This is a genomic window from uncultured Microbacterium sp. (assembly GCF_945952435.1).
Taxonomy (GTDB): Bacteria; Actinomycetota; Actinomycetes; order Actinomycetales; family Microbacteriaceae; genus Microbacterium.
This window is the reverse complement of record NZ_CAMFHZ010000003.1, coordinates 92,523-106,765: the sequence shown is the minus strand read 5'-3', so window position 1 is coordinate 106,765 and position 14,243 is coordinate 92,523. Positions and strand designations below refer to the sequence as shown.

The 14,243-nt window shown below is 71.6% G+C and carries 12 protein-coding genes; all 12 read right to left on the bottom strand.

Annotation, left to right across the window (positions count from 1 at the left end; all coding sequences use genetic code 11):
- Nucleotides 1-17 precede the first annotated feature (17 nt).
- The 12 genes from fmt to pyrR all read right to left on the bottom strand — a co-directional run bounded on the left by fmt (nt 18) and on the right by pyrR (nt 14,239).
- Nucleotides 18-959 carry a methionyl-tRNA formyltransferase gene (fmt, locus tag Q0P88_RS02295; protein ID WP_295010668.1) on the bottom strand — a complete coding sequence of 314 codons (942 nt, stop codon included), beginning with the start codon at nt 957-959 and terminating at the stop codon, nt 18-20.
- A gap of 42 nt (nt 960-1,001) precedes the next feature.
- Nucleotides 1,002-2,990 carry a primosomal protein N' gene (locus Q0P88_RS02290; RefSeq protein WP_295010667.1) on the bottom strand — a complete coding sequence of 663 codons (1,989 nt, stop codon included), beginning with the start codon at nt 2,988-2,990 and terminating at the stop codon, nt 1,002-1,004.
- Nucleotides 2,991-3,009: 19 nt separating this feature from the next.
- Entirely contained in the window at nt 3,010-4,206 is a 1,197-nt protein-coding gene (gene metK, locus Q0P88_RS02285; protein WP_295010666.1) for a methionine adenosyltransferase, read from the bottom strand.
- 130 nt (nt 4,207-4,336) lie between these two features.
- Nucleotides 4,337-4,591: a DNA-directed RNA polymerase subunit omega gene (gene rpoZ, locus Q0P88_RS02280; protein ID WP_179434547.1), complete on the bottom strand. Its 255-nt coding sequence runs from the start codon at nt 4,589-4,591 to the stop codon at nt 4,337-4,339.
- A gap of 71 nt (nt 4,592-4,662) precedes the next feature.
- The gene (gmk, locus tag Q0P88_RS02275; protein WP_295010665.1) at nt 4,663-5,577 is read right to left on the bottom strand and encodes a guanylate kinase; all 915 of its coding nucleotides are present in this window, start codon (nt 5,575-5,577) and stop codon (nt 4,663-4,665) included.
- Entirely contained in the window at nt 5,570-6,412 is an 843-nt protein-coding gene (gene pyrF / locus Q0P88_RS02270; protein ID WP_295010664.1) for an orotidine-5'-phosphate decarboxylase, read from the bottom strand. The genes gmk and pyrF overlap by 8 nt, the downstream gene beginning before the upstream one ends.
- Complete coding sequence (carB, locus tag Q0P88_RS02265) at nt 6,409-9,714, bottom strand: carbamoyl-phosphate synthase large subunit (protein WP_295010663.1); 3,306 nt, start codon at nt 9,712-9,714, stop codon at nt 6,409-6,411. The genes pyrF and carB overlap by 4 nt, the downstream gene beginning before the upstream one ends.
- On the bottom strand, nt 9,714-10,886 hold the full coding sequence (carA, locus tag Q0P88_RS02260) for a glutamine-hydrolyzing carbamoyl-phosphate synthase small subunit (RefSeq protein ID WP_295010662.1): 1,173 nt from the start codon (nt 10,884-10,886) through the stop codon (nt 9,714-9,716). The genes carB and carA overlap by 1 nt, the downstream gene beginning before the upstream one ends.
- The gene (locus Q0P88_RS02255) at nt 10,883-11,404 is read right to left on the bottom strand and encodes a hypothetical protein (RefSeq protein WP_295010661.1); all 522 of its coding nucleotides are present in this window, start codon (nt 11,402-11,404) and stop codon (nt 10,883-10,885) included. The genes carA and Q0P88_RS02255 overlap by 4 nt, the downstream gene beginning before the upstream one ends.
- On the bottom strand, nt 11,401-12,714 hold the full coding sequence (locus Q0P88_RS02250; protein WP_295010660.1) for a dihydroorotase: 1,314 nt from the start codon (nt 12,712-12,714) through the stop codon (nt 11,401-11,403). Before Q0P88_RS02250 ends, Q0P88_RS02255 begins: the two co-directional genes overlap by 4 nt.
- Nucleotides 12,711-13,703, bottom strand: a complete 993-nt coding sequence (locus Q0P88_RS02245; RefSeq protein WP_295010659.1) for an aspartate carbamoyltransferase catalytic subunit — start codon at nt 13,701-13,703, stop codon at nt 12,711-12,713. Before Q0P88_RS02245 ends, Q0P88_RS02250 begins: the two co-directional genes overlap by 4 nt.
- Nucleotides 13,700-14,239 (bottom strand): bifunctional pyr operon transcriptional regulator/uracil phosphoribosyltransferase PyrR, encoded by a 540-nt coding sequence (pyrR, locus tag Q0P88_RS02240; RefSeq protein ID WP_295010658.1) that lies wholly within the window; start codon nt 14,237-14,239, stop codon nt 13,700-13,702. Before pyrR ends, Q0P88_RS02245 begins: the two co-directional genes overlap by 4 nt.
- Nucleotides 14,240-14,243: the final 4 nt, after the last annotated feature.

The window sequence follows — 14,243 nt, the reverse complement described above, 5'->3', positions numbered from 1 at the left end:
CCGATGCTCCGCCCCGGTCATCGTGCCGCGTCCTTCGCGCCGAGCCGCACGCTCTCCCCCGCCTCCGCGCGCAGGCCGCGGAACCAGTCCTGTGCGGCCATCGCCGCCTTGCCCGCCGGCTGCACCCGACGGAGCAGGAGCGGACGAGATCCGGTGCCGACGAGCACGCCGTCCTTCACCGCACGCAGCTCGCCCGGCCGCAGTATCGCGTCCGTGTCGACGCTGCCCAGATCGCGGACCTTCAGCACCGCCCCGTCGAACACGGTGTGGGCTCCTGGCTCGCTGGTCACGCCGCGGAAGCGCGCATGGATCTCGTCCGCCGGGAGCGTCCAGTCGAGCAGTCCGTCCGCGAGCACCAGCTTGGCGGCATGCGTGGGCTCGCCCACCTGAGCGACGGGACGCGCGGTGCCATCCGCGATCGCCGAGACCGCCTCGCACAGGAGGCCGGCGCCGTCCTCGGCGAGCGAGGCGAGCGCGTCGTCCGCGGTCGCCTCGGCGTCGATCGGGTAGACCCGCATCGCGTGGACATCCCCCGCGTCGAGCGCGGGCACGAGCTGGAACACGGTGGCCCCGAGCTCCTCGTCTCCCGCGATCAACGCGCGCTGGACGGGTGCGGCGCCCCGCCACGCGGGCAGCAGCGAGAAGTGCAGGTTGATCCAGCCGCGCGCCGGGGTGCTCAGAAGCGGCTCGCGGACGAGCCCGCCGTACGCCACGATGACGCCGAGGTCGGGACGCAGCGCGGCGATCCGCCCTGTCGCGTCCTCGTCGAGGCGGGCGGCCTTGATGACCGGGATCCCGAGAGCCGCCGCCTCCTGCGCCACGGGCGACGGGGTGAGCACGCGTCGGCGACCGAGGGGGGCGTCCGGGCGTGTGACGACGGAGACGATCTCGTGCTCGGCGGCGAGGCGCCGCAGGGCGGGCACGGCGGCCGCCGGAGTTCCGGCGAAGACGAGGCGCATGGAGGTCCTTCGAAGGTGCTGCGGTCGGGGTGGTGCGTGATCTCAGAGGTCGGGCTCGGTGACGTCCAGCCTCACGGAGAGCGTAGTCCGTGTGCTGCGTCCGCGGCCCCGACGGCGGCCCATGGCCTCGGCGATCACGGACGCGCGCAGCGTCTCGGCGACCCGGGTGCCTTCGACGTACGGGAAGCGCACCAGGGCGCGCTCCCGTCCGTCCGGGTCGTTCTCGATCGTCACCGGTCCCAGCACGGCGTCCGCGGGCAGGCGCAGCGCCGTGAGATCGTCGAGCGCCCGCCGGACGCCCGCCGCCGTGCCTTCCAGCTGGGCGACCCGCACCGCCGGGGGCATGCGCAGCGGGGCGCGCTCGGCGAGCTCGGCACGAGCGTAGGCCGGCTGGGACCAGGTCGCGAAGGCACGGGCGACCGGGCCGTCCACGCCGACGAGGTGGATCGGCGCACCGGGAGCGGCGAGGGCCGCGGCGTTGGACCACCAGCGCAGGCAGGACTCCCCGATCCGCAGCTCCGGCGTCTGCAGCATGCGCGACCCGTCGAGCAGCACGATCGCGCGATAGCCCCCCTCCGCCACCGGCTCCGCGCCCCGTGTCGCGACGACGAGCGCAGGGCGGGCGTCCACGTGCGAGAGCGGATGCGCGCCGTCGGCGACGATCACCCGGATCCCGGGGAACGCCCGGCCGAGCTCCTCCGCCGTCCGTTCGCTGCCCGAGGCGGCGAGGCGCACCGTGGTCCCGCCGCAGTGACCGCAGGACCAGGATCTCGCCTCCCGTCCGCACCAGGCGCAGACCGGTACGGCACCGCGGTGCGCGGCGCCGAGGGGGCCGCCGCACGACCGGCAGCGGGCGGGAGTGCGGCACGCGGCGCAGACGAGCGTGGGCGAGAAGCCGGGCCGCGCGACCTGCAGCAGCACGGGCCCGGTCGCCGCCGCCTCGCGGGCGGTGAGGAACGCCCGCGAGGGGAGTCGCTGTCCGCGGCGGTCCAGATCCTCCGGCGAGTCCAGGACGATGCGCGGCAGCACACGACGTGCGGCCGTGACCGCGCGGAACCACCCGGTCTCGACGAGCCGCTCGACGTCCGTGGTGCGGGTATGCCCGACGAAGAGCAGTGCGGACCCTTCGCGCTCCTGACGCAGCAGCGCCGCATCCCGCGCGTGGACGCCCGGGGCGAGGGGTTCGGCGAGGAGTCCGTCGCCGTCGTCCCAGAGCGCGACGAGTCCCGCGCGCACGGGTGCGTACACCGCCGAGCGGTTGCCGACCACGATGCAGGGCGCGTCTTCGAGCGTGCGCAGATAGGCGCGGTAGCGATCGGGGTTCGCCTGCCGCGAGTCGAGCCGTACGATCGGAGCGTCCGGGGCGAGCAGGTCGAGGGCGGCGATCAGCAGATCGAGGTCCCGGTAGTCCGGCACGACGAGGATCGCGGAAGAGCCGGATCCGAGCGTGTGCGCGGCCGCGGACGCCAGGAGACGCGCCCACTCCGGCGATCCATCCGGACCGAGACGGGGGATCGCCTCGACCGCGGCGCGTTCGCGGTCGTCCAGCACATCGGTGAGACCGGCGTACAGGGCGAGCACGTCCTCGGTCGCGGGCCCCGGCGTGTCGGGAAGACCGCCGGTCCGGTCTTCGCCGTCGTCACCGGACGAGGCGGGCCGCTCCCCCTGAGCGGCGAGCCAGGCCTTCTCGACGCGCACCTGTCGTTTGGGCACGATCAGGCGCAGAATGTCCGAGGCGCTGCCCGCGGCGCGATCCGCGACGCGGCGGGCGAGCGCGTACAGCTCCTCCGGCAGCACGCGCGCCGGAGAGACCACCGCGTCGAGTTCGGCGAGGACGCGCGCATCGTCGCTCTCGGCGTCGAGTTCGACGATGTACGCGTCGATCATGCGGCCCGCCGAGCGCAGGGGCACCCGCACCCGCACCCCGACGACCGCTTCGTCGACGAGCTCCGCGGGGATCGCGTAGTCGAACAACCGGTCGAGCTGCGGCACCGGCGAGTCGAGCAGCACGCGCGCGAGGGGGCGGGCCACGGCGGACTCGCAGGCCGACTCAGAGACCCGCGGCGCGACGTAGGTCGTCGGCGCGGTCGGTGCGCTCCCAGGTGAAGGCGGGAAGCTCGCGCCCGAAGTGCCCGTAGGCGGCGGTCTCCGCGTAGATCGGGCGCAGCAGGTCGAGCTCCTCGATGATCGCCTGCGGGCGCAGGTCGAACACGTCCCGGATCGCCCGGGTGATCGTCTCGTCGTCCACCCGGCCCGTGCCGAACGTCTCGACGTAGAGCCCCACGGGCTGGGCGACGCCGATCGCATACGCGACCTGCACCTCCAGCCGATCCGCGAGTCCCGCGGCGACGGCGTTCTTCGCGACCCAGCGCATCGCGTAGGCGCCGGAGCGGTCGACCTTGGACGGATCCTTCCCGCTGAAGGCGCCGCCGCCGTGGCGGGCCGCGCCGCCGTAGGTGTCGATGATGATCTTGCGCCCGGTGAGACCGGCGTCGCCCTTGGGGCCGCCGGTCACGAAGGGCCCCGCGGGGTTGATGTAGGGGTCCTTCATCGCGCTGAGATCGAGGCCCGTCGTCGCGAGCACCGGGTCGATCACGTGCTCGCGCACGAGCGAGCGCAGCTCGGCCTGCGAGATGTCGGGGTGGTGCTGCGTCGACAGCACGACCGCGTCGACGGTCTTCGGGGTGAACCCGTCGTAGCCCAGCGTGACCTGCGTCTTGCCGTCCGGGCGCAGGAACGGGAGCGTTCCGTCGCGACGCACGGCCGTCAGCTGCTCGGCGAGGCGGTGCGCGGTCCATGCCGCCATCGGCATGAGCTGCGGGGTCTCCGTGGTGGCGAAGCCGAACATGATCCCCTGATCGCCCGCGCCGAGGAGGTCGCGCGGATCCGAGGAGCCGCCCTCACGATGCTCGCGGGCCTCGTCGACGCCGCTCGCGATGTCGGAGGACTGCTCCCCCACCGAGACGCTCACGCCGCACGACGAGCCGTCGAAGCCCATGTCGCTCGAGGTGTACCCGATCCCGTTCACGACGTCCCGCACGATCGTGGGGATGTCGACGTAGCCCGATGTCCGGATCTCGCCCGCGACCTGCACCAGACCCGTCGTCACCAGGGTCTCGACGGCGACGCGCGAGCCCGTGTCGACGGAGAGGAGACCGTCCAGGATCGAATCGGAGATCTGGTCGCAGATCTTGTCGGGATGCCCCTCCGTGACGGACTCGGACGTGAACAGACGCAGTGCGCTCATCGGTGCTCCCTCGGTGTGCAGGGCGGACGTGCGGGACGGATCCGTCCCCGGTGCGGATCCGTCGTGCGGACCCCAGTATGGACGGAGCCGCCGACATCCGACGGGATGGCGGCGGCTCCGGAGCGTCAGCTCACTCCGCGTGGCGGATGCGGAGCTTGTCCTCGTTGATCTCGTGCAGGGCGATCGTGAGCGGCTTGTCCTCGACGGACGAGTCGACGAGCGGTCCCACGTTGTCGAAGAGGTTGCCCTCGTGCAGGTCGGAGTAGTAGTCGTTGATCTGACGGGCGCGCTTGGACGCATAGATCACGAGCTCGTACTTGGACTCGACACGGTCGAGCAGGTTGTCGATCGGCGGGTCGATGATGCCCTGGTTGCTTCCGGCCATGGTGGACCTCCTGGTGGTGGGAACGTTCTCGCGCCGGCGGACGCGGAGAGGAATGCGGGCGCGCGACGACGTCAGCGCGCGGAGCTCGAACTCAATTCTACGACCTCGCGGGCCGCGGTGGCGACGTCCTCGTTCACGACGCGGTGATCGAACTCGCTCTGCGCGGCCAGCTCGACCTTCGCCGTGCGCAGACGCCGGGTCCGCTCCTCGGCGTCCTCGGTGCCGCGGCCGACCAGTCGCTGCACCAGCTCGTCCCAGGAAGGCGGGAGCAGGAACACGAGCGTCGCGGCCGGGTCCGCGGCGCGCACCTGACGCGCGCCCTGCAGGTCGATCTCGAGCAGCACGGTCTTGCCGTTCGCGAGCGCCTCCTCGATCGGTCGGCGCGGCGTGCCGTACCGGAACCGGTTGTGCACCGTCGCATGCTCGAGCAGCTCTCCGGCGGCGATCATCCGGTCGAACTCGTCGTCGTCGACGAAGAAGTAGTGCACACCGTCCTGCTCGCCGGGACGGGGCGCCCGGGTCGTGGCCGAGACGGAGAGGTGGATCTCGGGATGGTTCTCCCGGATGTGCGCGGCGACGGTGCCCTTGCCGACCGCGGTCGGCCCCGCCAGCACGAGCAGCCGGCTGCGGCCGTCCCGCGGGCGCGCGATCGGGAACCGCGTGTCGAGCCAGGTGCGCAGGGCCGCGAGCTGGCGCGTGCCGAGCCCGCCGAGCCTCTTGACGGGCGAGATGTGCAGATCGGCGAGGATCCTGTCCCGCTTGCCCGCGCCGATCGCGGGAAGCGCGGTCAGGAAGTCCGGCACCCGCAGGGTGCCCGCCGTCGACTCCGGATCGGCGGTCGCCGCGTCCAGGACGTCCTGGGGAGCGACGACGCGCATGCTCAGATCCCGCTTGAGCGAGGCTCTTGCCCTGCGGCGCTCGACGGCACGCCGTGCCGCCGCCGCGCGATCGACCTCGGGCACCACACGCTGTGCCGGTTCAGCCACCCATGACCTCCTGATAGCGCGCCGCGCGCTCGTCGATCGTCGCTGCGATCCGATCCGGGCCGGCGGACAGGATGCTCCGGCTCTCGGAAGCCAGGACGTTACCTGCCAGCGTACCGAATCCCCGTCGCAGGTCCTCGGCCGTCGCGCCCTGGGCGCCGAATCCGGGGGCGAGCAGCGGCACGGCGCGCAGGACCTCGTCGTCGAGCGCGAACGCGGCCCGATCGATCGTCGCCCCGACCACGAGCCCCACCGAGCCGAGCGGGTCGGTGGAGTCGTCGAGCGCGACCACGTCGCGGGTGACGCGCAACGCCACCGTCTCCCCCGGGCGCGTCGTGTGCGCCTGCTGCACCGACGCGCCCTCGGGATTGCTCGTCGCGGCCAGCACGAACACGCCCTTCCCGTGCGGAAGCGCGTGCCGGATCGCCTCGGCCAGCGAACCCCCGCCGAGGTACGGGCTGACCGTCAACGCGTCGGCCTCGAGAGGCGCACCCGGCTCGAGCCAGGCCTGAGCGTATCCGGCCATGGTCGTGCCGATGTCGCCCCGCTTGGCGTCCGCGACGACCAGCAGCCCGGCGGCACGGGCCGCGGCGAGCACACTCTCCAGCGCCGCGAACCCTGCCGCCCCGAACCGCTCGAAGAACGACACCTGCGGTTTCACCGCGGCGACCCGGCCCGCGGACGCGTCGACCACCCTGAGGCCGAAGTCGCGCACGCCTGCGGCATCCTGACCGAGCCCCCAGTCGTCGAGCAGCTGTGCGTGCGGATCGATCCCCACGCACAGCGGGCCGTACGCGTCGAGCGCCGCCCGCAGCCGCCGTCCGAACGACGCCGTCACGCCCGCGCCACCTGCTCGTGTCTCGCAGCGCGGTCCTGCGCGTACTCCTGCAGGCTGCGGACGTCGAATCCGGTGTGCGCGGCGTCCATCCCGCTCACCGCCGCGCCGAGCGTGGCGATGGTCGTGAAGAGCGCCTTGTCCGCGGCGACCGCGGCCGCCCGGATCTCGTAGCCGTCGGCGCGTGCCGCCCCGCCCGACGGGGTGTTGACGATGATGTCGATCTCGCCGCGATCGATGAGGTCGACAATGTTCGTCGACCCGCTCTCCTGCGTCTCGCTGTACTTCTCGACGACGGTCACGGGGATGCCGTTGCGCGAGAGGATCTCGGCCGTGCCCGACGTCGCGACGATCGCGAACCCGAGCTGATGCAGCCGGTGCGCGGGCAGGATCACGGCGCGCTTGTCCGCATCGGCGACGGAGATGAACACCGTGCCGGACGTCGGCGTGCCGCCGTAGGCGGCCGCCTGGCTCTTCGCGAACGCCGTCGGGAAGTCGCGGTCGATGCCCATGACCTCACCGGTCGAGCGCATCTCCGGGCCCAGCACGGAGTCCACGATCCGGCCATCGGCGGTGCGGAACCGCTTGAACGGCAGCACCGCCTCCTTGACGGAGACGGGCGATCCCAGCGGCACGCGCGAGCCGTCGTTCTCCGGCAGCAGCCCCTCGGCGATCAGTTCCGAGATCGTGGAGCCGGACAGGATCCGGCTCGCAGCCTTGGCGAGAGGAATGCCGAGCGCCTTCGACACGAAGGGCACCGTGCGGCTCGCGCGAGGGTTCGCCTCGATGACGTAGAGCACCCCCGCGCTGATCGCGAACTGGACGTTCAACAGGCCGCGCACGCCCACGCCCTCGGCGATCGCGAGCGTCGCCTCACGGACGCGGTCGATGTCGGTGCGGCCGAGCGAGACGGGGGGCAGCGTGCAGCTCGAGTCGCCGGAGTGGATCCCCGCCTCCTCGAGGTGCTCCATGACCCCGCCGATGTAGAGCTCTGTGCCGTCGTACAGCGCGTCCACGTCGATTTCGATCGCGTCGTCGAGGAAGCGGTCGACGAGCAGCGGCTTGCCCTCCTCGATCACGACCTCTCCCGCCGTGCGCACGAAGTAGTCGCGCAGCGCCGGGGTGTCGTACACGATCTCCATGCCCCGGCCGCCGAGCACGAAGCTCGGGCGCACGAGCACGGGGTAGCCGATCTCCTCCGCCACCGCGACGGCGCCCTCGACGTCGGTCGCGGTGCCGTTGCGCGGCGCGACGAGCTCCGCCTGATCGAGCAGACGGGAGAACAGCTCGCGCTCCTCGGCGAGGTCGATGGCCTCCGGGCTCGTGCCGAGCACGGTGTAACCCGCGGCCTCGATGCCTTTCGCGAGGCCGAGTGGGGTCTGGCCGCCGAGCTGGCAGACGACGCCGAGGATCGTGCCGGACTGCGACTCGGCGTGCAGCACCTCGAGGACGTCCTCGAGCGTGAGCGGCTCGAAGTAGAGCCGGTCGCTCGTGTCGTAGTCGGTCGAGACCGTCTCCGGGTTGCAGTTGACCATGATCGTCTCGTACCCCGCGTCCGAGAGCGCGAAGGACGCGTGCACGCAGGAGTAGTCGAACTCGACGCCCTGTCCGATGCGGTTCGGGCCTGACCCGATGATGACGACCTTGGTGCGGTCGCTCGGGGCGACCTCGGTCTCGGTGTCGTAGCTCGAGTAGTGGTAGGGCGTGAGCGCGGGGAACTCCCCCGCACAGGTGTCGACGGTCTTGTAGACCGGGCGGATCCCCAGTCCGTGCCGCACGCCGCGGACCTCGGCCTCGCCGATGCCCCGCAACTGTGCGAACTGGGCGTCGCTGAACCCGTGCTCCTTGCCGAGACGGAAGACGGCCGCGTCGAGCTCGGGCGCCGTGCGGATCTGCTCCGCGACCTCGTTGATGAGCACGATCTGATCGAGGAACCAGGGGTCCATCGCCGTCGCCTCGAAGGCCTGCTCGATCGTCGCGCCCTTGCGCAGCGCCTGCTGCAGGGTCACTATCCGTCCGTCGGTCGGGGTCTTCGCGATCTCCAGCAGTTCCTCGACCGACCGCTCCTCCGGCCCCCAGTGGAAGGAGGACCCGCGCTTCTCCAGGGAGCGCAGCGCCTTCTGCAGCGCGGTCGTGTAGTTGCGTCCGATCGCCATGGCCTCGCCGACCGACTTCATGGTCGTCGTGAGCGTGGCGTCGGCGGCGGGGAACTTCTCGAACGCGAAGCGCGGGGCCTTGACGACCACGTAGTCGAGCGTCGGCTCGAAGCTCGCCGGAGTCACGCCCGTGATGTCGTTGGGGATCTCGTCGAGGCGGTACCCGAGCGCGAGCTTGGCGGCGAGCTTCGCGATCGGGAAGCCGGTCGCCTTGGAGGCCAGCGCGCTGGAGCGGGAGACGCGCGGGTTCATCTCGATGACGATGATGCGCCCGGTCGCCGGGTCGACGGCGAACTGGATGTTGCAGCCACCGGTGTCCACGCCGACGGCGCGGATGATGTCGATGCCGATGTCGCGCATCTTCTGGTACTCGCGGTCGGTCAGCGTCAGCGCGGGCGCGACGGTGATCGAGTCCCCCGTGTGCACGCCGACCGGGTCGACGTTCTCGATCGAGCAGACCACGACGGTGTTGTCGGCGGTGTCCCGCATGAGCTCGAGCTCGTACTCCTTCCAGCCGAGGATCGACTCCTCCAGGAGCACCTCGGTCGTGGGCGAGTCGTGCAGCCCTGCGCCGCCGATCCGGCGCAGGTCCGCCTCGTCGTACGCGAAGCCCGAGCCGAGGCCGCCCATCGTGAAAGAGGGTCGGACCACGAGCGGATAGCCGAGCTTCTCGGCGCCCGCGAGGAGTTCGTCCATCGTGTGGCAGATGACGGAGTCGGCGACGTCCGCGCCGCACTCGATCACGAGCTCCTTGAAGATCTGCCGGTCCTCGCCCTTCTTGATGGCGTCGACGTTCGCTCCGATGAGCTCGACGCCGTACTTCTCGAGGATCCCCCGCTCGTGCAGCGCCATGGCCGCGTTGAGCGCGGTTTGACCGCCGAGCGTGGGCAGGATCGCGTCGGGCTGCTCCTTGGCGATGATCGTCTCGATCACCTCGGGGGTGATCGGCTCGATGTAGGTCGCGTCGGCGAAGTCGGGATCGGTCATGATCGTGGCCGGGTTCGAGTTGACCAGGATCACCCGCACGCCCTCGGCACGCAGGACGCGGCACGCCTGGGTGCCGGAGTAGTCGAACTCGCAGGCCTGTCCGATGACGATGGGGCCGGATCCGATGACGAGGACGGAGGAGATGTCGTCGCGCTTGGGCATTACTTGCTGTCCTTCTTTGCGAGGTGGGCGACGACGACGTCGCGGAATCTGTCGAAGAGGTAGTTGGCGTCGTGCGGGCCGGCCGCGGCTTCCGGGTGGTACTGCACCGAGAAGGCGGGGATGTCGAGGGCGCGGAGCCCCTCGACGACCTGGTCGTTGAGACCGACGTGGCTGACCTCGACCTGGCCGTAGCCGTGCGGGCTGTCGAACGTGCCCTCGACGGGCGCCTCGACCGCGAAGCCGTGGTTGTGCGCGGTGATCTCGACCCGGCCCGTGGCCTTGTCCAGCACGGGCTGGTTGATGCCCCTATGACCGAAGGCGAGCTTGTACGTGCCGAGGCCGAGCGCCCGGCCGAAGAGCTGGTTGCCGAAGCAGATGCCGAAGTACGGCAGCCCGGCGTCGAGCACCTCCCGCAGGACCGCGACCTGCGCGTCCGAGGCAGAGGGGTCGCCGGGGCCGTTCGAGTAGAAGACGGCGACCGGCTCGATCGCGACGATGTCGGCGAAGGACGACGACTGCGGCAGCACGTGGACGTCGAAGCCGCGGGCGGCGAGGTTGTCCAGCGTGGACTGCTTCACGCCGAGGTCGAGCACGGCGAGGTTGCCGACCCGCTCCCCGGTCGCCGGGGTGATCTCGGCCACCGACACGGAGACCTCGGCGGAGAGGTTGCGTCCCGCCATCTCCGGCGCCTCGGTCACGATCCGCAGCTGCTCCTGCGGATCGAGGTCCGCGGCGTCGCCGGAGAAGATCCCGCCGCGCATCGAGCCGGCGGAGCGGATGTGCCGGGTGATCGCGCGCGTGTCGATGCCGCTGATGCCGACGATCCCGTCCCGCACGAGGTCGTCGTCGAGCGAGGTCGTGGCGCGCCAGTTCGACACGATGCGCGAGGGGTCGCGCACGATGTACCCCGCGACCCAGATGCGACGGGACTCCGGATCCTCGTCGTTCATGCCGGTGTTGCCGATGTGGGGCGCGGTCTGCAGCACGATCTGGCCGGCGTAGGAGGGATCGGTCAGCGTCTCCTGGTAGCCGGACATGCCGGTGGCGAAGACGACCTCGCCGAGGGTCGTGCCCCGGGCGCCGTACGCGCGTCCGACGTGTCGGGTGCCGTCCTCGAGGACGAGCACGGCGGCGTCGGCGGTGTGGTCCGCCGAGGTGGAGGGGATGGTCATGCGGAAGCTCCTGTCTCGGAGTCAGCGCACAGGCGCTGGAGGTCGGTGAGCGCGGCGCTCTGGGCGTCGGTGTGGCCCAGGTCGCCCGTGATGCGGAGATAGCTGTCGACGACGGTGCCCTCGTCGGTGCGCCAGGTCAGGCGGATCAGCCCGCCCGGCTCGACGACCCGATCGATCGTCACGGTCGCTCGATCGGCGCCGATCAGGCGGTTCGATGCGAGGAACACGGTCGGGCTGCCGTCGAGGCTGAGCGCCGCCCCGCGGTCGGTGATGGTCAGCTCGCCGCGGGCACGGTACACGAGCGGTCGCACCGCGAGCCGTTCGAGCGGCTGGTCGTGCTTCGTGGTGGCGACGTAGAGCGTCTCGTAGCGGGCCCGCACCTCGGCGTGCTCGGGAACGCCGAGCGGAGCGGTGAGGCCCGCGTCGCGGCGCAGCCGTGCACGCCAGGCGAACACGCCCGCGAGCAGAAGGAGGAGCGCGACGACGAGGACGACGGCGCCCGCGATCTGCTGGGTCACCGGGTTGCCTCCTCGCTGCGCTCGACGAGGACGCCGTCTTCGACGGTGGGAGCACCGCGGTGCACGGTCCAGAGCACCTTCCCGGGGAGCTCTCGGCCGAGGTACGGCGAGTTGGTGCTCTGCCCGTGCAGGTCGGAGGCGGCGAAGACGCCCTGGGCGTCGGCGTCGTACAGCGTGAACTCCGCCGGCTGCCCCGCGGCGATCGGCGTGCCGTGGCCGTCGAGCGCGCCGATCCGGGCGGGGGCGGCGCTCATCACCCGCGCGACGTCGGCCCAGTCCAGCATCCCGGTCTGCACCATCGCCTGGTGGACCACCCGCAGTGCCGACTCGAGCCCGACCATGCCGTTGGCGGCGGCCTGCCACTCGCAGGCCTTCGCCTCGCTCGGGTGCGGCGCGTGGTCGGTCGCGACGATGTCGATCGTCCCGTCGGCCAGGCCTTCGCGCACGGCGAGGACGTCCTCCTGCGTGCGCAGCGGCGGGTTCACCTTGAAGCGCGCGTCGTAGCCGCGTGCCAGCTCGTCGGTCAGCAGCAGGTGATGGGGCGTGACCTCGGCAGTGACCCTGACGCCGCGCTTCTTGGCCCAGCGGATCAGCTCGACCGATCCGGCGGTGGACAGGTGGCACACGTGCAGGCGCGATCCGACGTGCTCGGCGAGCAGGATGTCCCGCGCGATGATCGACTCTTCGGCGACCGCCGGCCACCCCGCGAGCCCGAGCTCGGCCGACACGGAGCCCTCGTTGAGCTGGGCGCCCTCGGTCAGCCGGGGGTCCTGGGCATGCTGCGCGATGACGCCGTCGAACGCCTTCACGTACTCGAGCGCACGGCGCATGATGAGCGGATCCCAGACGCAGAAACCGTCGTCGCTGAACACGCGCACCCTGGCGCGGGAAGAGGCCATCGCGCCGAGCTCGGCGAGCCGCTCCCCCTTCTGCCCGACGGTGACCGCGCCGATCGGCTGGACGGCGGCGTAGCCGGCCGCCTCGCCGAGGGCGAGCTCCTGTTCGACGACGCCGGCGGAGTCCGCCACCGGCGACGTGTTCGGCATCGCGAACACGGCCGTGAACCCTCCCGCCGCGGCGGCGCGGGTCCCGGAGAGCACGGTCTCGCTGGCCTCGTAGCCCGGCTCGCGCAGGTGCGTGTGCAGGTCGACGAGGCCGGGAAGGGCGACGAGGCCCTCGACGTCGACGACCCGGGCGGAGGCATCGGCGACACCGGATCCGACCTCGACGATCAGCCCGTCGCGCACGAGGATGTCGGCGGAGGTCGTCCCGAGGATCCTGGCCCCTCGGAAAAGCAGGCTCTCGGTCATCGGTCTCCTCGATTCATCTCGAACTCGTCGGCGGTCGCTGCGACCGCGGGGCGCTCGCCGGCCAGCAGCAGGTAGAGCGCGGCCATGCGCACGGACACCCCGTTCGCGACCTGCTCGAGAACGGTGGATCGCGCGGAGTCCGCGGCCTCGGAGGAGATCTCCAGTCCGCGGTTCATCGGGCCGGGGTGCATGACGATCGTACCCTCGGGGAGCCGGCGCATCCGCGTGGCGTCGAGTCCCCACCGCCGCGCGTACTCGCGTTCGCTCGGGAAGTATGCGGCGTGCATGCGCTCCAGCTGGATCCGCAGCATCATCACGGCATCGGGCTCCTCGGCCAGCGCGGCGTCGAGGTCGTACAGCACCCGCGCAGGCCACGCGCTGACGTCCTGCGGGATGAGCGTGGGAGGGGTGACGAGGGTGACCTCGGCGCCGAGCGTCGAGAGCAGCCACACGTTGGAGCGCGCGACCCGGGAGTGCAGCACGTCCCCCACGATGACCACGCGGACGCCGCTCAGATCACGACCCCGGCTGTCGGCCCCGAAGCGGCGCTTGCGGATCGTGTAGGCGTCGAGGAGCGCCTGGGTGGGATGCTCGTGCGTGCCGTCGCCGGCGTTCACCACGCCCGCCGAGATCCAGCCGCTCGTCGCGAGGGTGCGGGGGGCGCCCGACGCCGCGTGCCGGATCACGACCGCGTCGGCGCCCATGGCCTGCAGCGTCTGCGCCGTGTCCTTGAGGCTCTCCCCCTTGGAGACGCTCGACCCCTTGGCCGCGAAGTTGATGACGTCGGCGGACAGCCGTTTGGCCGCGGCCTCGAACGAGATCCTGGTGCGGGTCGAATCCTCGAAGAAGAGGTTGACCACGGTCTTGCCCCGCAGCGTCGGGAGCTTCTTGACCTCGCGGGACTGGGTGTCCGCCATGTCCTCCGCGACGTCGAGGATGCGCAAGGCGTCCTCCCGGGCGAGCGTGCGGGTGTCGAGCAGATGCCTCATGCCTCGCTCCCCTCGATCGAGACGAGGTCCTCGCCGTCGTCCTCGCGCAGGCGCACATTCACGCGCTCGGCGCGGGCCGAGGGGATGTTCTTGCCCACGAAGTCGGGGCGGATCGGGAGCTCGCGATGGCCGCGGTCGACGAGGATGGCGAGCCGGACGGCCGCGGGGCGGCCGATCGACTGCAGGGCGTCGAGCGCCGCACGGATGCTGCGGCCCGAGAAGAGCACGTCGTCGACCAGCACGACGGTCTTCCCGTCGATGCCCCCCGCGGGGATCTCGGTCGGGTGCGGGGACCGGGTCGGATGCCGTGCGAGATCGTCCCGGAACAGGGTGACGTCGAGGGATCCGACCGGCACGGCGATCTGGGCGATCTCGGTGATCAGCAGGCCGAGGCGTTCGGCCAAGGGGACCCCGCGCGTCGGAATGCCCAGGAGGACCAGATCCTCCGCACCCCGATTGGACTCGAGGATCTCATGGGCGATGCGCGTCAGGGCGCGCCTGATGTCGGCTTCCTGCAGCACGATGCGTGCGTTCATCCAC

Excerpts from the sequence above, each read along its gene's own strand:
- carB (WP_295010663.1), bottom strand. The coding sequence starts at position 9,714 with ATGCCCAAGCGCGACGACATCTCCTCCGTCCTCGTCATCGGATCCGGC.
- fmt (WP_295010668.1), bottom strand. The coding sequence starts at position 959 with ATGCGCCTCGTCTTCGCCGGAACTCCGGCGGCCGCCGTGCCCGCCCTG.
- rpoZ (WP_179434547.1), bottom strand. The coding sequence starts at position 4,591 with ATGGCCGGAAGCAACCAGGGCATCATCGACCCGCCGATCGACAACCTG.
- Q0P88_RS02250 (WP_295010660.1), bottom strand. The coding sequence starts at position 12,714 with ATGACCGAGAGCCTGCTTTTCCGAGGGGCCAGGATCCTCGGGACGACC.
- metK (WP_295010666.1), bottom strand. The coding sequence starts at position 4,206 with ATGAGCGCACTGCGTCTGTTCACGTCCGAGTCCGTCACGGAGGGGCAT.
- carA (WP_295010662.1), bottom strand. The coding sequence starts at position 10,886 with ATGACCATCCCCTCCACCTCGGCGGACCACACCGCCGACGCCGCCGTG.
- pyrR (WP_295010658.1), bottom strand. The coding sequence starts at position 14,239 with ATGAACGCACGCATCGTGCTGCAGGAAGCCGACATCAGGCGCGCCCTG.
- Q0P88_RS02245 (WP_295010659.1), bottom strand. The coding sequence starts at position 13,703 with ATGAGGCATCTGCTCGACACCCGCACGCTCGCCCGGGAGGACGCCTTG.